Here is a 16,834-nt window from a genome sequence, read left to right as displayed (position 1 = left end):
CAGTGGGTTAATTGTGCGTCATATCGGCGCTCACGGGCGCCGGGGCAGCGTTTGGCGGCTGCGGCATGCCGGACCTGCCTCATCGGATGGGATCTTCGCCGCCGCCCGGCCTTTCGCCTTTATTTCGCCCGGTTGGACCGATTTGTGAACGCGCGACGCCGTATCAATTGGCGTCCGCGCGTCGTAAAAACGGGCGCAATGTGATTCGCGACGACAGACAGGACCCTGCCGTGGTTGTTTTCCGCCGGATTTCCCGCTTTGCACGCAGCATCGCCGCGCTGGCCCTTGTGGCGCTGGCAATAGCCGCGCTGCCATCCACAGTTCATGCCCAGCAGGATACGGTGCGCGGCGAATATGGCTGGTGGCAGCTCAGATGCTCGACGCCGGCGGGCGCGCAGAACGAACAGTGCGTCCTGATCCAGAACGTCGTCGCCGACGACCGCCCCGAGCTCGGCCTGTCGGTGGTCGCCTTCAAGACTGCCGACCGCACCGCGCAGATCCTGCGCATCCAGGTGCCGCTCGGCGTGCTGCTGCCCAATGGCCTGGGCCTGCATATCGACGGCAACGATATGGGCCGGGCCTATTTCGTGCGCTGTTTCACCGATGGATGCTATGCCGAGGTCATCCTGGAAGACCAGTTGCTCAACAGCCTGAAAGCGGGCACCGAGGCGACGTTCACCGTCTTCGATACGCCCGAGGAAGGCATCGGCATACCGGTGGACCTCGGCGGCTTCACCGAGGGGTTCGAGGCGCTGCCCTGACCTGCCGGTGAGCTGGCGGCGGGGCTCGAAACCGGGGCGCCGGCGCCTTATGTCTGCTCCAGCATCGTTCCCGTTACCGAAAGGCGCCGCCATGCAGACCGGCCTGATTTCCCGTTTCGACATGTCCGAGGACCGCCTGAGGGCTCTTGTCGCCGACGCCTTGCGGCAGTCCGACGATGGCGAACTGTTCGTCGAGTACCGCGAATCCGAAACCCTGATGTTCGACAATGGGCGGCTGAAGACCGGCTCGTTCAACACAGCCTCCGGGTTCGGTCTGCGCGCGGTGGCGGGCGAAGCGGTCGGCTATGCCGAATCGGACGATCTTTCCGAAGCCGCGCTGAAAAGGGCCGCCGGTGCGGTCGGTGCGGTCACGCGCGGCCATTCCGGCACCTATTCGGACGCACCGCCGCGCACCAACAAGAAGCTTTACGGCGACATGAACCCGATCGGCGAGCCGTCGTTCGAGGCCAAAGTCAAACTGCTGCAGCAGATCGACGCCTATCTGCGCGGCAAGGACGATCGCGTCCGCCAGGTCTCGGTATCGCTGGCGGCCACATGGCAGATGGTCGAGATCCTGCGCGCCGACGGCCATTTCGCCCAAGACATCCGTCCGCTCGTGCGGGTCAATGTCTCGGTGATCGTCGGCGAGGGCGACCGGCAGGAAACCGGCAGTCACGGCATGGGCGGACGCCAGTCGTTCGGCGATTTCATCGCCACCGAGAGCTGGCAAACAGCCGCCGACGACGCGCTGCGCCAGGCGCTGGTGAACCTCGATGCTCGCCCGGCGCCGGCCGGCACGTTTGACATCGTGCTCGGCAATGGCTGGCCCGGCGTGATGTTGCATGAAGCCGTCGGGCACGGGCTGGAAGGCGATTTCAACCGCAAGAAGCAATCGGCGTTTGCCGGGCTGATGGGCGAACAGGTGGCGGCCAAGGGCGTTACCGTGGTCGATGACGGCACGATCGAGTCCCGCCGCGGCTCGCTGACGATCGACGATGAGGGCACGCCGTCCGGCTATAATGTGCTGATCGAGGACGGCAAGCTGGTCGGCTACATGCAGGACCGCCAGAACGCGCGGCTGATGGGCATGAAGCCGACGGGCAACGGAAGGCGGGAATCCTATGCGCATGTGCCGATGCCGCGCATGACCAACACCTACATGCTCGGCGGCGACAAGAGGCCCGAGGAGATCATCGCCTCGGTCGATGACGGCATCTATGCGGTCTCGTTCGGCGGCGGCCAGGTGGACATCACATCGGGCAAGTTCGTCTTCGCCTGTACCGAGGCCTACAAGATCGAAGGCGGCAAGATCACCTATCCGGTCAAGGGCGCGATGCTGATCGGCAACGGGCCGGACGCAATGCACCGCGTGTCGATGATCGGCAACGATCTGGCGCTCGACAATGGCATCGGCACCTGCGGCAAGGGCGGCCAAGGCGTGCCGGTCGGCATCGGCCAGCCGCATCTTAGAATGGACCAGATGACGGTGGGCGGCACCGAGGCAGCCTGAGCGCCCGCTGCGGCACGAAGCCCCGCGGCCTCGTTCAACCGGTCTCGAACAGCGCCACAACCTGCTCGCGATACTTGCGGCCGACAGGAATGGATGATCCGTCGCTGGTTTCGACGAGCAGCTTGCCGTCGGTGCGCACCAGGCGCCGCACATGGCATTTGCGCACCCACCAGGAGCGGTGCACGCGCACACCATTGAGGCCGGTCAGGTCGCGCTCTGCGTGGCTGAGCTTCATCAGGACGAGCGCCGATCCGAGCGGCGTCGTCACCTTCACATAATGGTCCTGGGCCTGCACCGAGATCACGTCCATGCCGATCCGCTGGGGCAGTTTTTCAAGAACGGCCGAGGGTACGGGCGCGCCTGTTCCGGCGGTCGCAACGGCTTGCGGTTCGGGCTCGTCGCCACGCGCATAGCGGTAGGTGAAGGCGACGATCACCGATATCGCCAGCGCATAGGGCAAAACCTCGACAAACTCGGCCGGAAAGCCGCTGCCGAAAAACGCCGCTTGAACAAGACCGTTATAAGCGGCGATCGGCAGGGCGGCTGTGAGTGAACCGAGCAGCAGCGCCAGCGGCGGCGAAAGGCCGGCCCCCTCGGCTGTGACCGTCGTCAGCATCGAGACGAACAGGCCAAGCGCGAAACTGCCGACAACCACCAGCGCCCAATAGAGCGTCCTTTCGGCGAGCGACATCGTGCCGAAACTGTCGAACGGGCCGGCAAGACCGAGAATGGCGATGATGCCGGCCAGCACGGCCCAGAACCGGGCGGAGCGGCCGAGACCATGCATTTCGCGCAGCGTGAACGCCAACGGCCCGTCGTTCGCGAACTTGTCCATGCGGTTCACGTAATCGGTCTTGCGGGCCTGCGCAACGCGATGGTTTTCGCTCCGCATCGACCATTTGCATGGAGATGAACAATGGATGCGATGACGGGCCGGACCGCGACGGTTCCGGCGATCAGCGCGCGCGGCCTGGGCAAGCGCTTCGGCCGCATCGAAGCGCTGGCCGACCTTTCCCTGGAGCTGCGCCGGGGCGAGGCTCTGGGACTGATCGGCACCAACGGCGCAGGCAAGACGACCGCCCTGACATTGCTGCAGGGGCTGCGACGGGCCGACACCGGAAGGGCCGAAATCTTCGGCCATCCGGCCGGCTCGGTTGCGGCGCGCCGCCATGTCGGCATCACGCCCCAGAACGCCGACTTTCCCGAGCAGATGTCGGCGCGCGACGTTCTGGCCTACGCAGCCGCACATTTCGAACGGCCCCAGCCGGTCGGCGAACTTGTCGCCGCGTTCGGCCTGGAACGGCTGGTCGACCGCCGCATGGACGGGTTCTCCGGCGGCGAGTTGCGGCGCGTCGCATTGGCCCTCGCCTTTGTCGGCAATCCCGACCTGGTGTTCGCCGACGAACCCACCGCCGGTCTCGACACCGGTGGGCAGGACATGTTCAAGGCCTATGCGCGCGCCTATGTGGAAGGCGGCGGCAGCCTCTTGCTGACATCGCATCATTGGGACGAAATCGAGCATATCTGCGACCGGATCGTGATGATCGACCGCGGCCGGCTTTTGCTCGAGGGGACGCTCGACGACATCCGCCGGAAGGCCGGGCGCAACCGGATCAGCTTCAGAATTGCCGAAAGCGCGCCCGTGCCGTCTTGGCTGGACGAACACTTCCAACGCGAGGGCCAGCGCTGGAGCGGTGTCTCAGCCGACAGCGATGGCCTGGCCCGGCGCCTCATCGCCGACCTGCCGGCCCTGCAGGACATTCACATCGAACCGCTCGACCTGAAAGAAACCATTGCCCAGATGCAAATGGAAAGGACGATCTGATGGCCATCCTTCGCGCCAACCTGGCGCTGACATTCAAGCGCCTTCTCCGCCAGCCCGGCTTCTGGGTCCCGACCATCCTGTTCCCGGCCATGCTCTATGCATTCTTTGGCGCACAAAACGCCGGCGGCGGCATCGCCGCAGTCTATGCGGCGGCATCTTTTGCGGTCTATGCGGTTCTCGGCGTTGCGTTCTTCCAGTTCGGCGTCAGCATCGCCGAGGACCGCCAGAGCGCGTTTGCCGTCTGGCAGCGCAGCCTGCCGGCGCGGCCGTTCGCGTCATGGACGGCGCGGCTTTGCGCCGCGCTGGTCTTCTCGATCGCCGCCGTCGCGCTCGTACTGGCGACGGCACGTCTGGTCGGTGACCTGCATATCGACGCGGCCACCCAGGCACGGCTTCTTGCCGTCTGCCTGATCCTTGCCGTGCCGGCGACCTTCATGGGTACGGCGCTCGGCTATCTCGCATCGCGGCATTCGGTCGTCGCGGTGGCCAACCTGATCTTCCTTCCCATGGCCTATCTTGGCGGGCTGTGGGTGCCGCCGCCCGCCCTGCCCCCGCAGATCGACGCCATCTCGCGATGGACGCCGACGCGGCACATGGGCGAAGCGGCATGGGCTGCGGTCGATGGCCGTTCCATTCCGCACACGAGCGTCGCGGCGCTGCTGGTTTTCACGTTGGGCTTTTTCGCGCTGACCTGGCTTGCCTACAGTCGCGACAGGCACGCACGGTTCGGATGATCGGGCCGCTCAGGCCGGCCGGTCCACGCCGCGTCTGGTGAACTCGGCCTCAAGCCGCTTCTCCAGATCGACCAGATCCTGGGGCAGCGGCAGGCCCTCGGCCTTCATCTGCTCGAGTTCGAGATGGACCTGCATCAGCAGTTCGGTCGCATCCGCCGGCTGGTTCTCCATCTCCTGAAAGAGCATGTTCAGCCGTGTGATCAATCCCTCGAATGCCATGACCGCCGGTTCTCTCGTTGCGTCCTGCAAGATGGACCAGAGCACGAGTGCCGGTCGTTGACCAGTGTCAAAGCAAAGGGGTGTCAGCGCACCAGGTTGCGGCCGGCGCTCTTGGCTTCGTAGAGCTGTTGGTCGGCGCGCTCGAACAGCGTGTCGATATCGTCGCCATCGGCCCAGTTCGACACGCCGAACGACACGGTTACCGTGCCGATCGGCTTGTTTGTCTTTGAGGTGACTAGGCGCGCGCCTGCAATCCCTTCCTTGACATCTTCGAGCAGCGCCCGCGCCGTCTCGATGGTGATGTTGGGCAGAATGATCGCGAATTCCTCGCCGCCATAGCGGCTCACCGTGCCGTGCTCTTTCAGCTTGCTGTTGATGAACGTGCCGACGAACTTCAGGATCTCGTCGCCGATCTGGTGGCCGAAGCGGTCATTGACCGACTTGAAGTGGTCGATGTCGGCAATCGCGAAGCTCATCGGCTGCCTGAACGTTTCGGCATGCGCCAATGCCGAGGCAATGGCGTGCTGGAAAAAGCGGCGATTGTTGAGACCCGTCATCGGGTCCTGCATCTCCGCCCTGCGGGACTGGCTGAGCTTGTCCTGCAGGCGAATGATTTCTTCCTGCGTCTCGCGCAGGCTTGCCGAGAGTTGCTGGGTCTGGGCGCGAACGCGCTGGTTTTCGCGAATCATCAGCGCGATCACGGTTTCGACCTCGGCGGCGGTCGATGCCTCGCTCAGCGATTTGGTGGCGTTGTCGATCGCGCCCTCGTAGCGCTCGGTCGTCTGCAGATAGGAGCGGATGAAGGTCTGTACCTCCTCCATTTCCTTGCGCAGGCCCTCGTCGGCCTGCATCCGCGCGATGTCGCCATTCGTGTCGGCCTCGATGATTTCGCCGTTGAGCGCCGACAGATCGTAGACGCTGGGCTTTGCGCCGCCGGCCATCAGGCTTTCGATGCGCTCGTTGAGCACCAGGCTCGAACCGGCGGCGTAGGTGTACCAGACCTTGAACGTGTCGGGCTCGGGCGGCGTGCCGTGCGCTTCGGCCAGGCTCAGCGCTTCGGCGGCGAAGCGGAACGGATCGTCGTTCGTCCCCGAAGCAGGCCGGGCGGCTGCGGATTTTGCGGTCGAACGTGCTGACATCGCTTTGGCGCTTTCAATCATGACTGGACGTCGTGATCCTCACTTGGAACGGGATCACGCGACCTTTATGCCTTCGGTTCCGGGTTCGGAGACAAGCTGATCGACCGAGCCGATCGCCCATTTCTTGATCTGCTCTTCGAGTTCGCCGTTCAGAGCCCGCAGCTTGTCCATTTCCTCGACCATCTTGTTCTTTTCGGCCTGCTGGAACTGTTCGAGCTTTTCCTGAAGCAGCTTGTTGTTCTCGCGCACGGCCTGATAGTCGTCGCCGATATGGGTATCGACCTTGGCCACGGCCTCGGCGACGCGGCCGTCAAGCCGGGCCTCCATCTCGGCAAGCTGTTCTTCCAGACGACGCAGTTCGCCGGCTCGAACGCCCGACGCGGTGAATATGACGGCGAAACCGCAGATGACGAGAAGCGCGATCGGGACGAGAGCGATCGCATGCAACGTGTCGGCCAGTGCAGCCGATCCGACATTGAACGCGCCCAGTGCGAGGACTGCGGCCGATAGAACCGCCAGAACGGCGCAGACCATCTGGACGAGCGCAAGAAGCTTGCCCGAACCGGCCTTTTTCGGCGCGTCCGACGCGTCTTTCTTCTTGCCACCTTTACCGGCCATGTAAGCCCACCTTGCAGACCGAACGAACGACAGGCGGCCACTTTGCAGATGCGCCGCCCCGGCTGGAAAACCACCGGCATCGATTCCGCGAGCGCGCTGCCCGAAGGCATCGCGTCCATCCTGCGGAATGCAGGCCGTTGTCCCCACTGACCAAACGCTATGCGGGTCGTCTTAAGGAAGCGTAAAATGCCGTCAAATTTCAGTCATCTGGCGGCCGTCGTGCGGGTTTCACATGCCGTCGAGGCGGGCCAGAACCTGATCGATGCTGCCAGTCAGCTTTTCCACCTGGCCGCGCAATTCGATCAACTGTTCGCGCGCGAGCATGACGTCGGACCTTGCCGGCAGCGCCTCGCCGGGCGACTCGCCCAGCCCGTTGATCAGCCATGTCGGCGACACGTTCAACAGTCCGGCCAGCATGAACAGCTTGTTGGATCGAGGTTCGGAACGGTCGCTTTCCCAGTTCTGCAGCGTGGCGGACTTGACCCCCAGCCGCCGTGCCAATTGCGCCGTTGTCAATCCAGCCGTCTCACGCGCCGAAACGATGCGGCCACCGAGCGTGTCATCCATGCCGGCACCGTCTGCATCGGCATTCATGCTGGGTTCAAACGGCGACATCATGGGTTGGTGCTCCATTGCGGGCTGGCGGGGATCATTGGACGGACGGTGCGGTCGGGCATGTCCGATTGCGACACGCACATGACCGTTAGCAACCAAAGACAAGCGGCAGGCATGCCGAGACCGGGTGCTAACATCGCCTCGGGCATTATGTCCAATCGCGGACCGGGCACCGTCCGCGGTTCCGGTCTCAACGGGCCATGGGTTGCAATGGGCGGCAAACGGTCTATGTCCGCTGCGCATCCTCCCAACGGCCGCGATCATGCCTAGCCAAGACCAAATCCTGATATCGGCAAAGTCGGTCACCAAGACCTATGAGGACGGCTTCCAGGCGCTCAAGGGCGTCGATCTCGACATTGTCGATGGCGAGATCATCGCGCTGCTCGGCCCCAACGGCGCCGGAAAGACGACGCTGATCTCGATCATCTGCGGGATCGTGAACGCCTCGTCGGGCACGGTGACGGTGGCCGGCCACGACATCGTCGATGATTACCGCAAGACGCGCAGCCTGATCGGACTGGTTCCGCAGGAACTGACGACGGACGCGTTCGAGAGCGTGTGGTCGACCGTCTCCTTCTCGCGCGGCCTGTTCGGCAAACCGGCAAATCCGGCCCATATCGAAAAGGTCCTCAAGGACCTGTCGCTGTGGGACAAGAAAGACAACAGGATCATGCAGCTTTCGGGCGGCATGAAACGCCGGGTGCTGATCGCCAAGGCGCTCGCACACGAACCGCGTATCCTGTTCCTGGACGAGCCGACCGCCGGCGTCGATGTCGAACTGCGCAAGGACATGTGGGCGGTGGTCGAGCAATTGCGCGCCGATGGCGTGACCATCATTCTGACGACGCACTATATCGAGGAAGCCGAAGCGATTGCCGACCGGATCGGCGTCATCAACAAGGGCGAGATCATCGTCGTCGAGGAAAAGGCGGCACTGATGACCAAGTTGGGACAGAAGTCGCTGCGTCTTGACTTGCACGCCCCGCTGACCCGTATTCCCGACAATCTGTCGGCTTTCACGGGCGCGCTCGATCTGTCCGAGGACGGCTCGGTTTTGACCTACAGCTACGACACCAGCGCCGAGCGCACCGGCATCACGCGCCTTCTCGCAGGCCTTGCTGAAGCAGACGTCCGCGTCGCCGATCTTTCGACACACCAGAGTTCGCTGGAAGACATTTTCGTCGATCTCGTCAGGGAGCAGGCATGAACGGCCGCGCGATACTGGCGATCTACCGCTATGAGATGGCGCGCATGTGGCGCACGATCGGCCAGAGCGTCGTCTCGCCCGTGCTGTCGACATCGCTCTATTTCATCGTTTTCGGTGCGGCGATCGGCTCGCAGATGCAGGAAATCGATGGCGTGTCCTACGGCGCGTTTCTCGTGCCCGGTCTCGTCATGCTGTCGCTTTTGACCCAAAGCGTTTCCAACGCCGCTTTCGGCATCTATTTCCCCAAATTCACCGGCACGATCTACGAGGTCCTGTCGGCGCCGGTTTCGGCATTCGAGATCCTGTGCGGCTATGTGGGCGCGGCGGCAACCAAGTCGCTGATCCTTGGCGCGATCATCCTCGCAACGGCGACGCTCTTCGTCGACCTGCAGATCGCCCATCCCTTCTGGATGCTGTTCTTCCTCGTGCTGACGGCGGTCACCTTCTCGCTGCTGGGCTTCATCATCGGCATCTGGGCGGACGGGTTCGACCAGCTGCAGATCGTGCCGCTTCTGGTGATCACGCCGCTGGTGTTTCTGGGCGGCAGCTTCTACTCGATATCCATGCTGCCGGACTTCTGGCAGACGGTGACGCTGTTCAATCCGGTGCTCTATCTTGTCAGCGGCTTCCGCTGGAGCTTTTACGAGATTTCCGATGTCAGCCCGATGATCTCGATCCTCGCGATCCTGGTGTTCCTGACCGTGTGCTGCACGATCATCTGGTGGATCTTCAAGACGGGCTACCGGCTGAAGAGCTGAGCGGCTTCACAGCGAATGGGCTGGATAAAGCCGCTTCATGGCCGCAAGGTCCGATGCGACGATCTGTTCGAGCACGCCCAGATCGATGTTCTTCAGCCGGCCGATATAGAGGCACGAGACCGAGTGCCGGTGCGGGCCGAGCCGTTCGAGCAGATCGGAATGGTTCTTCAGGCCGGTCATCGCGTAGACGACCATGTTGGCCTTGCGCGGCGAGAACCCGGTCAGGAAGAAGCGGTGGCGGCTGCCGTCGGCGCGCGCATATTCGTAGTTGCCATAGCCGATCAGGCTGTCGCCCCACATTATCGGTGCCGCACCGGTGACGCGGTTCATCATGTCCAGAACCGTTGCCGCATCCTCGCGCCGGCCAGCATTTTCGACCGATGCCAAAAACGCATCGACCGAAGCGCCGGTCGGCCGCGTCTTCATCTCGCTCACGGATAGAAGCGCGCGGTCCGCCAGTCGGCGCCCTCGTCGTCGCGCGTGAAGACGAAACGGTCGTGCAGCCGGAACTTGCCGTCCTTCCAGAATTCGACATAGGTCGGCGACAGGCGAAAGCCCGACCAGTGCGGCGGGCGCGGAATGTCGCCGATGGCGTATTTGGCGGTGAAACGGGCGACTTCCTTTTCGAGCGCGAACTTGCTCTCGAGCGGGCGAGACTGGCGCGAAGCCCAGGCGCCGATGCGGCTGCCGCGCGGCCGCGACGCATAATAGGCATCGGCCTCTTCGTCGTCGACGACCGTGACCGGGCCGCGCAGGCGCACCTGGCGCCGCAGGCTCTTCCAGTGAAAGCACATGGCCGCCTGCCGGTTGGCCAGCAGTTCGGCGCCCTTCTGGCTTTCGAAGTTCGTGTAGAAGACGAAACCGCTCTCGTCGAACCCCTTCAAGAGCACCATCCGGACATTTGGAAGGCCGTGCTCGTCGGCCGTTGCCAGCGACAGTGCGTTCGGGTCGTTCGGTTCGGATTTCCCGGCCTCCGCCAGCCAGTCCGCAAACAGGCCGAACGGGTCGGCTTCCATGGCGGGATCACGTTCTGTTAACCGGGCCTCGGGCATGATCGGTCTCTGGTGTGGGGTTTGTCGGGGTCGCGGTTTTGACCGCTCGGTATCGTTTCAGCTGCAAATTCACGGCCCGCGCGCGGGCTGTCAAGGCGCGTTCCGCCGTGATCGGCCATGGCGCCGCTGCGGTCGTTGCCCTGTCGGCGCTGGCCGGCTGCGCCGTTGGCGGCAATCCCATTGACGACGCCATCTCCACCAGCGCCATTTCGCTCGCCGATCCCGCACCATCGATCGCCACAGACCCTTTCGCGCCACAGCGTGCCGGCGATCCGGGCGACACGGACCGGCTGATCGACGAGGACACGATCCGTCTTGCCGTGACGACCGCCGATCTGGGAAAACTGAACGATGGCGCGCTGCCCTGGGCGAGCGCCGCCACCGGATCGAGCGGTACGATTACCGAGATCAGCCAGGGCGAACTGGCCGGTCAGACATGCCGCCGGTTCTCGGCGACCCGAAACGCATATGACGGTGTGACGCTCTATCGGGGCGAAGTGTGCCTCGATCCCCGTTCCGGCTGGTGGACGCGCAGCCTGGCGCCAGCCGCCACCCTGCGAGACGCCGGCTAAGTCCCGCTTTTCAGGCTGGAATTCGGCCGCTCCATTCCCCATATCGACGCAGACGACTGACATTGGAGGGATTGATGCGCGATCCTTATGCGGTTCTCGGCGTCTCCAAGACGGCGAGCGCGGCGGAGATCAAATCCGCCTTCCGCAAGCTGGCGAAACAATTTCATCCGGACGCCAATCCGGACAACGCGAAGGCCAAGGAGCGTTTCGCGGAGGCTTCGCGCGCCTATGAGATCGTCGGCGACGCCGACAAGCGCAAGAAGTTCGACCGCGGCGAGATCGACGCCGAGGGGCGCGAGACATTCCAGGGCTATCCCGGCGGCAACGGCTTTACCGGCGCCGACGGGTTCGATGACCTGTTCGGCGGCCGGGCGCGGGGCCAGGCGCATGCCGGCGGCTTCGACGCCGAGGACATTCTCAAAACGGTCTTTGGTGGCGGTTTTGGTGGCGCGCAGGCCGGCGGACCCCGTCGAACCTTCTCACAGGCCGAGTTCGAGACGATGTTCGGCGATCCGCCGGGAGGCGGACGCGCGCGCCAGGGCCGGGCCGCGCCGCCGAAAGGCCGCGACATCGAGATGCCGTTGGCGGTGCCCGTGCGCGACGTCATCAATGGCGGCAAGGCCAAGCTTGCGCTGAAGGACGGGCGCACCATCGCCGTGACCGTTCCCAAAAACGTGCAGGATGGACAGATCATCCGCCTGAAGGGCCAGGGGGAAACCGGCCCCGCGGGCCATCGCGGTGATGTGTTGGCAAAGGTGCGCATCAGGCCGGAGCCCGGCATGCGGATCGATGGTCATGCGATCCATGTCGACACCGACATCGATCTGAAGACCGCCGTGCGCGGCGGCAAGGCGCCGGTGCAGACGCCGGACGGCAAGATCGCGGTCAAGATCGCGCCCTGGACCTCGTCGGGCCAGTCGCTGCGCGTGCCCGGTCGCGGCCTGCCGCAAAAGTCTGGAAAGCGCGGCGATCTTTTCGCCGTTGTGCGCATTGCCCTCGACGAAACCGACCGCGAGGCGCTCGAACAGCTCTTTGCCGACGAGGCCGCAAAGGGCTGAGCCAGCCCCGGCGCACACTTCCGATTGCGCCTTGAAGCGCCATGACCTTCGTGCGATATGCCCGGTCGTTGACGTGACAGGCGCATGGAGCCGTTTTTATGAGCATGGGTTCGGGCCTGATGAAGGGCAAGCGCGGCTTGGTGATCGGCCTTGCCAACAACCGGTCGGTCGCCTGGGGAATCGCCAAATCCTGCGCCGCCCATGGGGCGGAGCTCGCCCTGACCTATCAGGGCGATGCGCTGCGCCGGCGTGTCGAGCCGCTCGCCCAGGAACTCAACGCGCTGGTGGCCGGGCATCTGGATGTCACCGAACCGGAATCGCTCGATGCCGTCTTCGCGCATCTTGAGAAGACATGGGGCCGGCTGGACTTTCTGGTCCATGCCGTTGCCTTTTCCGACAAGGATGAACTGACCGGCCGCTACGTCGACACTTCGCGCGAGAACTTCAACCGGTCGATGGACATCTCGGTCTACTCTCTGACCGATCTTGCGCGCCGCGCCGAACCGCTGATGACCAATGGCGGGTCGATCCTGACGCTGACCTATTACGGCGCCGAAAAGGTCATGCCCCACTACAATGTGATGGGCGTCGCCAAGGCGGCGCTGGAAGCAAGCGTACGTTATCTGGCGGTCGATCTCGGCCCGCAGGGCATTCGGGTCAATGCCGTTTCGGCCGGGCCGATCAAGACGCTGGCCGCCTCGGGAATCGGCGATTTCCGCTACATCCTGAAATGGAACGAATACAATTCGCCGCTGCGCAGGACCGTCAGCATCGACGAGGTTGGCGATGCCGCGCTCTATCTTCTGAGCGATCTGTCGCGGTCGGTTACCGGTGAAGTGCACCATGTCGACAGCGGCTATCACGTCGTCGGAATGAAGGCTGTCGACGCACCCGACATCACCAAGCAATAGCTGTGGCGAAACGGCAGGCGACGATCGCGCGACCGACATGAAACCTGCCCATCCGTTCTACATGATCCGCCATGGCGAGACGGACTGGAACCGCGAGCAGCGGTTTCAGGGACAGATGGACATTCCGGTCAACCCAACCGGACTCGCGCAGGCGGCCGCCTATGCCGACATGCTGCGCGCCGAGCGCGACGACTGGTCGGGCTGGTATTTTGTGGCAAGCCCGCTGTCGCGCACGCGCACGACCATGGAGGTCCTGCGCGAAGGGCTTGGCATGGCGCCCGGCGACTACGCGCTCGACGACGATCTCAAGGAGGTCACGTTCGGCGATTGGGAAGGCCACACGCTGGAAGCTCTGCGCGACGAGGTGCCGCATCTGGTTGCCGCGCGCGAGGCTGACAAATGGAACTTCGTTGCGCCTGGCGGCGAGAGCTATGCGATCGCCGTCGACCGTGTTCGACGCTTTCTCGAGCGCCTGCAGGGACCCAGCCTGATCGTTACCCATGGCGGCATCATTCGCGGCACACGCCATCTGCTCGAGGCCATTGAAGGCGATGCCGCCGCGCGGGGCCGCATTCCCCAGGACAATATCTACCGGTTTGACGGAAACCGGGGCCGCTGGCTGCGCTGACCGGCTTTGCATCGCAGCGCGGCTCGTCTAAAAGCCCGGTGAACTCCGGGACCCATCATGTCACACAACACATTCGGTCATCTGTTTCGCGTGACGACCTGGGGCGAAAGCCACGGGCCGGCGCTTGGCTGTGTCGTCGACGGGTGCCCGCCGGGCATCCGTTTCACCGTCGCGGAAATCCAGTCCTTCCTCGACAAGCGCAAGCCGGGCCAGTCGAAATTCACCACCCAGCGCCGCGAGGCCGATGAAGTGCGCGTGCTGTCGGGCTTCATACCCGATGAGGACGATCCCGAGATGCTGATCACCACCGGCACACCGGTGTCGATGCTGATCGAGAACACCGACCAGCGATCCAAGGACTATTCGGAGATCAAGGCCCGCTACCGGCCCGGCCATGCCGATTTCACCTATGACACCAAATATGGACTGCGCGACTATCGCGGCGGCGGACGCTCGTCGGCGCGCGAGACCGCCGCGCGCGTCGCCGCCGGCGCGCTGGCGCGCAAGGTCGTGCCCGGCCTAGAGGTCCGCGGCGCGCTGGTTGCGATGGGCACCGAACGGATCGACCGGGCCAACTGGGATTGGGACGCGGTCGGCCACAACCCGTTCTTCTGCCCCGACGCAAAAGCCGCCGATCGGTTCGCCGACTATCTCGACGCGATCCGCAAGGACGGCTCGTCGGTGGGCGCGGTGATCGAGGTGGTGGCGACGGGCGTGCCGGCCGGGCTTGGCGCGCCGATCTATGCCAAGCTCGACCAGGACATCGCTTCGCACCTTATGTCGATCAACGCGGTCAAGGGTGTAGAGATCGGCAACGGCTTCGAGGCGGCAACGCTGCGCGGCGAAGACAATGCCGACGAGATGCGCATCGGCGATGACGGCAGACCGGTGTTCCTCACCAACAAGGCGGGCGGCGTCCTGGGCGGGATTTCGACCGGCGAGCCGGTGGTGTCGCGGTTCGCGGTCAAGCCGACCTCGTCGATCCTGACGCCGACCAAGTCGGTGACCAAGGACGGCAACGAAGTCGATGTTCAGACCAAGGGCCGGCACGACCCTTGCGTCGGCATTCGCGCGGTGCCGATCGGCGAAGCGATGGTGGCCTGCGCCATCGCCGACCATTATCTGCGGCACCGGGGCCAGACCGGCCGGATTTGAGGGTTTTGCGATGAGTTACGATCAGGCCAGCGTGGTCGAGGCGCTGCGCGCGTTCGAAAAGGGTGAGATCGTCGTCGTCATGGACGATGACGGGCGTGAGAACGAGGGCGACCTGATCGTCGCTGCCGTGCACACCACGCCCGAGAAGATGGCTTTCATCGTCAGGCACACATCGGGCATCGTCTGCGCGCCGATGCCGCCCGAGGAAGCCAAACGGCTGAACCTTGCCCCGATGGTCGCCGAAAACACCGACGCCAAAGGCACCGCGTTCACCGTCTCGGTCGACTACAGGCACGGCACGACGACCGGCATTTCCGCCGACGACCGCACGGCCACGGTGCGTAATCTGGCCAATCCCAACGCGGCAGCTGAAGATTTCAACCGGCCCGGCCACATCTTCCCGCTGGTCGCGCGCGAGGGGGGCGTTTTGATGCGTTCGGGGCATACCGAAGCGGCCGTGGATCTGTGCCGCCTCGCCGACCTGCCGCCCGTCGGCGTGATCTCAGAACTGGTCAATGATGACGGAACGGTGATGCGCGGACCGCAGGTGACCGGTTTCGCCGAGACCCATGGACTGAAAATGGTGTCGGTCGCCGACCTGATCGCCTACCGGCAACGGCAGGAAACACTGGTCGAGCGGGTCGACGAAAGCCATGTTCAGACCGCCGCCGGGCCGGCGACCGCCCATGCCTATACGCTGCCCTGGGATCCGATGCAGCATCTGGCGATCGTTGCCGGCGACATTCGCGACGGCCAGGAAGTGCCCGTCCGGCTTCATCTGGAGAGCGTGATCGATGACGTGTTCGGGCGAGACCGCGACCCGGTTTCGGTGCTCGAACGGATGATCGCCGAGCACGGGCGCGGCGTCGTCGTCTATCTGCGCGAGGGGTCGGTGGGTGTTGCACACCATAGCTCAAGGCCACTGACCGAAGACCATGCCGAAGCGCGCGACCGGGAGAACCAATGGCGCGAGATCGGCCTGGGCGCGCAAATCCTGCGCGATCTGGGTGTGGCGTCGATCCGGCTCTATTCGACCCGCGAGCGCCGCTATGTCGGCCTTGAGGGGTTTGGCATCCGGATCGCCTCGACCGAACGGCTGGAGGGCTAAGATGGTGCGCGCCGGCCTTGCGACGGCGTTGCTGGCAGCCTTGTCGTCACCGGTGGCCGCCCAAACCGTTACGGCCATCGAGACCGACGGCGCGGTGACCGCCATCGTCCAGACGCTGCGCGGCAGCTATGTGGAGACCGAGCGCGGCACGTTGCGCATTGAACCGGGCGATTGCGACGGCGGCGTCTGCCTTGTCCCCGACGTCATTCGCGGCCTGCCTGCACGGGCGCCCGAAGGCGCCCTGCCCGACGGATTCGTCGCCAGTGCGTCCTCGGGCGACATCGTCCGTGCCTGGTACGGGCGGCCGACGGGCCGCTACGCCCATGGCGTTCTGGGCGATGCGATCGAGGGCGGATCGCTGGTCGCGCAGACCGGCGGCGGCACCACGGTCGAATTCGTTTTGCCCGAATCGCAAGTGTTCGAGGACATCACGCCGCGCATCCGCGATCTCGACAGCGACGGCAAAAACGAGATCGTGACCATCCGCGCATCACGCTCAGGCGGTGCGGCGGTCGCCATCTACGGCATGCGCGGCGGCGATCTGGTCGAGATCGCGTCGTCAAGCGAAAACGGCCGCGCCAACCGGTGGCTTAACATCGCCGCCATCCTGCCGGGCACCGGCGACGGCGGCACCGAGATCGTCGGTGTGCGTACGCCGCACATTGGCGGACGTCTGTTCACGATGAGCATGGCGCCCGACGGCAGCATCACAGAGCGCAACGACATCGCCCGCGATCTCTCCAATCATCTGATCGGCTCGCGCGAACTGGGCCTGTCGGCGGTTCTGGGTGGCGAGGTCTACCTGCCTTCGCAGGACCGGCGCGCCCTGCGAAGGCCGCTTTCGGACGCCGCAGACATCGCCCTGCCCGCCCCTATCGACAAGGCCATCATCGCGGTGGCCGGGCGGCTGGTCACGGCGACCGAAGACGGAAAGTTGCTCGTCGTCGAACCCTGACCGCCGCCA

General features: G+C 64.5%; 20 protein-coding genes. 13 read left to right on the top strand and 7 right to left on the bottom strand.

Going from position 1 to position 16,834, the window contains the following annotated elements; translation table 11 throughout:
* The first annotated feature begins 230 nt into the window (after window positions 1-230).
* Both ACOQOU_RS14095 and tldD read left to right on the top strand, forming a co-directional pair.
* On the top strand, window positions 231-761 hold the full coding sequence (locus ACOQOU_RS14095) for an invasion associated locus B family protein (protein ID WP_306025343.1): 531 nt from the start codon (window positions 231-233) through the stop codon (window positions 759-761).
* Between the two features lie 91 nt (window positions 762-852).
* Entirely contained in the window at window positions 853-2,271 is a 1,419-nt protein-coding gene (gene tldD, locus ACOQOU_RS14090; RefSeq protein ID WP_306025342.1) for a metalloprotease TldD, read from the top strand.
* Between the two features lie 34 nt (window positions 2,272-2,305).
* Here the strand turns inward: tldD and ACOQOU_RS14085 are convergent, their stop codons facing one another.
* The gene (locus ACOQOU_RS14085) at window positions 2,306-3,106 is read right to left on the bottom strand and encodes a LytTR family DNA-binding domain-containing protein (RefSeq protein WP_306025341.1); all 801 of its coding nucleotides are present in this window, start codon (window positions 3,104-3,106) and stop codon (window positions 2,306-2,308) included.
* An 81-nt stretch (window positions 3,107-3,187) separates the two neighbouring features.
* On the opposite strand from ACOQOU_RS14085, the gene ACOQOU_RS14080 reads away from it, so the two are divergent.
* Both ACOQOU_RS14080 and ACOQOU_RS14075 read left to right on the top strand, forming a co-directional pair.
* Window positions 3,188-4,096, top strand: a complete 909-nt coding sequence (locus ACOQOU_RS14080) for an ABC transporter ATP-binding protein (protein ID WP_306025340.1) — start codon at window positions 3,188-3,190, stop codon at window positions 4,094-4,096.
* On the top strand, window positions 4,096-4,830 hold the full coding sequence (locus ACOQOU_RS14075) for an ABC transporter permease (protein ID WP_306025339.1): 735 nt from the start codon (window positions 4,096-4,098) through the stop codon (window positions 4,828-4,830). Before ACOQOU_RS14080 ends, ACOQOU_RS14075 begins: the two co-directional genes overlap by 1 nt.
* A gap of 9 nt (window positions 4,831-4,839) precedes the next feature.
* Here the strand turns inward: ACOQOU_RS14075 and ACOQOU_RS14070 are convergent, their stop codons facing one another.
* The 4 genes from ACOQOU_RS14070 to ACOQOU_RS14055 all read right to left on the bottom strand — a co-directional run bounded on the left by ACOQOU_RS14070 (window position 4,840) and on the right by ACOQOU_RS14055 (window position 7,400).
* Window positions 4,840-5,094, bottom strand: coding sequence for a hypothetical protein (locus ACOQOU_RS14070; protein ID WP_306025338.1), 255 nt, complete (start codon window positions 5,092-5,094; stop codon window positions 4,840-4,842).
* 38 nt (window positions 5,095-5,132) lie between these two features.
* Complete coding sequence (locus ACOQOU_RS14065) at window positions 5,133-6,188, bottom strand: GGDEF domain-containing protein (RefSeq protein WP_420578735.1); 1,056 nt, start codon at window positions 6,186-6,188, stop codon at window positions 5,133-5,135.
* 54 nt (window positions 6,189-6,242) lie between these two features.
* Window positions 6,243-6,806, bottom strand: a complete 564-nt coding sequence (locus ACOQOU_RS14060; RefSeq protein WP_109766638.1) for a hypothetical protein — start codon at window positions 6,804-6,806, stop codon at window positions 6,243-6,245.
* A gap of 228 nt (window positions 6,807-7,034) precedes the next feature.
* Window positions 7,035-7,400: a helix-turn-helix domain-containing protein gene (locus ACOQOU_RS14055; protein WP_306025337.1), complete on the bottom strand. Its 366-nt coding sequence runs from the start codon at window positions 7,398-7,400 to the stop codon at window positions 7,035-7,037.
* Between the two features lie 283 nt (window positions 7,401-7,683).
* On the opposite strand from ACOQOU_RS14055, the gene ACOQOU_RS14050 reads away from it, so the two are divergent.
* Window positions 7,684-8,628, top strand: a complete 945-nt coding sequence (locus ACOQOU_RS14050; protein WP_306025336.1) for an ABC transporter ATP-binding protein — start codon at window positions 7,684-7,686, stop codon at window positions 8,626-8,628.
* Window positions 8,625-9,386: an ABC transporter permease gene (locus ACOQOU_RS14045; RefSeq protein ID WP_109766635.1), complete on the top strand. Its 762-nt coding sequence runs from the start codon at window positions 8,625-8,627 to the stop codon at window positions 9,384-9,386. The genes ACOQOU_RS14050 and ACOQOU_RS14045 overlap by 4 nt, the downstream gene beginning before the upstream one ends.
* Before the next feature lie 6 nt (window positions 9,387-9,392).
* Here the strand turns inward: ACOQOU_RS14045 and ACOQOU_RS14040 are convergent, their stop codons facing one another.
* Entirely contained in the window at window positions 9,393-9,812 is a 420-nt protein-coding gene (locus tag ACOQOU_RS14040) for a DUF1801 domain-containing protein (protein WP_196780339.1), read from the bottom strand.
* Between the two features lie 5 nt (window positions 9,813-9,817).
* On the bottom strand, window positions 9,818-10,438 hold the full coding sequence (gene pdxH / locus ACOQOU_RS14035; protein ID WP_109766633.1) for a pyridoxamine 5'-phosphate oxidase: 621 nt from the start codon (window positions 10,436-10,438) through the stop codon (window positions 9,818-9,820).
* A 107-nt stretch (window positions 10,439-10,545) separates the two neighbouring features.
* Here pdxH and ACOQOU_RS14030 point away from each other — a divergent pair, with 107 nt between their 5' ends.
* From ACOQOU_RS14030 to ACOQOU_RS14000, 7 genes are all read left to right on the top strand, one after another.
* Window positions 10,546-11,010, top strand: coding sequence for an RT0821/Lpp0805 family surface protein (locus ACOQOU_RS14030; RefSeq protein WP_306025335.1), 465 nt, complete (start codon window positions 10,546-10,548; stop codon window positions 11,008-11,010).
* Window positions 10,962-12,068 (top strand): DnaJ C-terminal domain-containing protein, encoded by a 1,107-nt coding sequence (locus ACOQOU_RS14025; RefSeq protein WP_375566958.1) that lies wholly within the window; start codon window positions 10,962-10,964, stop codon window positions 12,066-12,068. The genes ACOQOU_RS14030 and ACOQOU_RS14025 overlap by 49 nt, the downstream gene beginning before the upstream one ends.
* Window positions 12,069-12,166: 98 nt before the next feature.
* Window positions 12,167-12,979, top strand: coding sequence for an enoyl-ACP reductase FabI (gene fabI, locus ACOQOU_RS14020; protein WP_109766630.1), 813 nt, complete (start codon window positions 12,167-12,169; stop codon window positions 12,977-12,979).
* Between the two features lie 37 nt (window positions 12,980-13,016).
* Complete coding sequence (locus tag ACOQOU_RS14015) at window positions 13,017-13,607, top strand: histidine phosphatase family protein (protein ID WP_306025333.1); 591 nt, start codon at window positions 13,017-13,019, stop codon at window positions 13,605-13,607.
* A gap of 57 nt (window positions 13,608-13,664) precedes the next feature.
* Window positions 13,665-14,762 (top strand): chorismate synthase, encoded by a 1,098-nt coding sequence (aroC, locus tag ACOQOU_RS14010; RefSeq protein WP_109766628.1) that lies wholly within the window; start codon window positions 13,665-13,667, stop codon window positions 14,760-14,762.
* A 10-nt stretch (window positions 14,763-14,772) separates the two neighbouring features.
* Window positions 14,773-15,870 carry a 3,4-dihydroxy-2-butanone-4-phosphate synthase gene (ribB, locus tag ACOQOU_RS14005; RefSeq protein ID WP_306025332.1) on the top strand — a complete coding sequence of 366 codons (1,098 nt, stop codon included), beginning with the start codon at window positions 14,773-14,775 and terminating at the stop codon, window positions 15,868-15,870.
* A gap of 1 nt (window position 15,871) precedes the next feature.
* Window positions 15,872-16,825, top strand: a complete 954-nt coding sequence (locus tag ACOQOU_RS14000; RefSeq protein WP_306025331.1) for a hypothetical protein — start codon at window positions 15,872-15,874, stop codon at window positions 16,823-16,825.
* Window positions 16,826-16,834: the final 9 nt, after the last annotated feature.

It is taken from the genome of Oceaniradius stylonematis, assembly GCF_965223445.1.
GTDB classification, from domain to species: Bacteria; Pseudomonadota; Alphaproteobacteria; order Rhizobiales; family Rhizobiaceae; genus Roseitalea; species Roseitalea stylonematis.
This window is presented reverse-complemented; position numbering and strand designations above follow the sequence as displayed.

Excerpts from the sequence above, each read along its gene's own strand:
- tldD (WP_306025342.1), top strand. The coding sequence starts at position 853 with ATGCAGACCGGCCTGATTTCCCGTTTCGACATGTCCGAGGACCGCCTG.
- ACOQOU_RS14085 (WP_306025341.1), bottom strand. The coding sequence starts at position 3,106 with ATGGACAAGTTCGCGAACGACGGGCCGTTGGCGTTCACGCTGCGCGAA.
- ACOQOU_RS14080 (WP_306025340.1), top strand. The coding sequence starts at position 3,188 with ATGGATGCGATGACGGGCCGGACCGCGACGGTTCCGGCGATCAGCGCG.
- ACOQOU_RS14075 (WP_306025339.1), top strand. The coding sequence starts at position 4,096 with ATGGCCATCCTTCGCGCCAACCTGGCGCTGACATTCAAGCGCCTTCTC.
- ACOQOU_RS14065 (WP_420578735.1), bottom strand. The coding sequence starts at position 6,188 with ATGTCAGCACGTTCGACCGCAAAATCCGCAGCCGCCCGGCCTGCTTCG.
- ACOQOU_RS14060 (WP_109766638.1), bottom strand. The coding sequence starts at position 6,806 with ATGGCCGGTAAAGGTGGCAAGAAGAAAGACGCGTCGGACGCGCCGAAA.
- ACOQOU_RS14055 (WP_306025337.1), bottom strand. The coding sequence starts at position 7,400 with ATGAATGCCGATGCAGACGGTGCCGGCATGGATGACACGCTCGGTGGC.
- ACOQOU_RS14050 (WP_306025336.1), top strand. The coding sequence starts at position 7,684 with ATGCCTAGCCAAGACCAAATCCTGATATCGGCAAAGTCGGTCACCAAG.
- ACOQOU_RS14045 (WP_109766635.1), top strand. The coding sequence starts at position 8,625 with ATGAACGGCCGCGCGATACTGGCGATCTACCGCTATGAGATGGCGCGC.
- ACOQOU_RS14040 (WP_196780339.1), bottom strand. The coding sequence starts at position 9,812 with ATGAAGACGCGGCCGACCGGCGCTTCGGTCGATGCGTTTTTGGCATCG.
- pdxH (WP_109766633.1), bottom strand. The coding sequence starts at position 10,438 with ATGCCCGAGGCCCGGTTAACAGAACGTGATCCCGCCATGGAAGCCGAC.
- fabI (WP_109766630.1), top strand. The coding sequence starts at position 12,167 with ATGAGCATGGGTTCGGGCCTGATGAAGGGCAAGCGCGGCTTGGTGATC.
- ACOQOU_RS14015 (WP_306025333.1), top strand. The coding sequence starts at position 13,017 with ATGAAACCTGCCCATCCGTTCTACATGATCCGCCATGGCGAGACGGAC.
- aroC (WP_109766628.1), top strand. The coding sequence starts at position 13,665 with ATGTCACACAACACATTCGGTCATCTGTTTCGCGTGACGACCTGGGGC.
- ribB (WP_306025332.1), top strand. The coding sequence starts at position 14,773 with ATGAGTTACGATCAGGCCAGCGTGGTCGAGGCGCTGCGCGCGTTCGAA.
- ACOQOU_RS14000 (WP_306025331.1), top strand. The coding sequence starts at position 15,872 with ATGGTGCGCGCCGGCCTTGCGACGGCGTTGCTGGCAGCCTTGTCGTCA.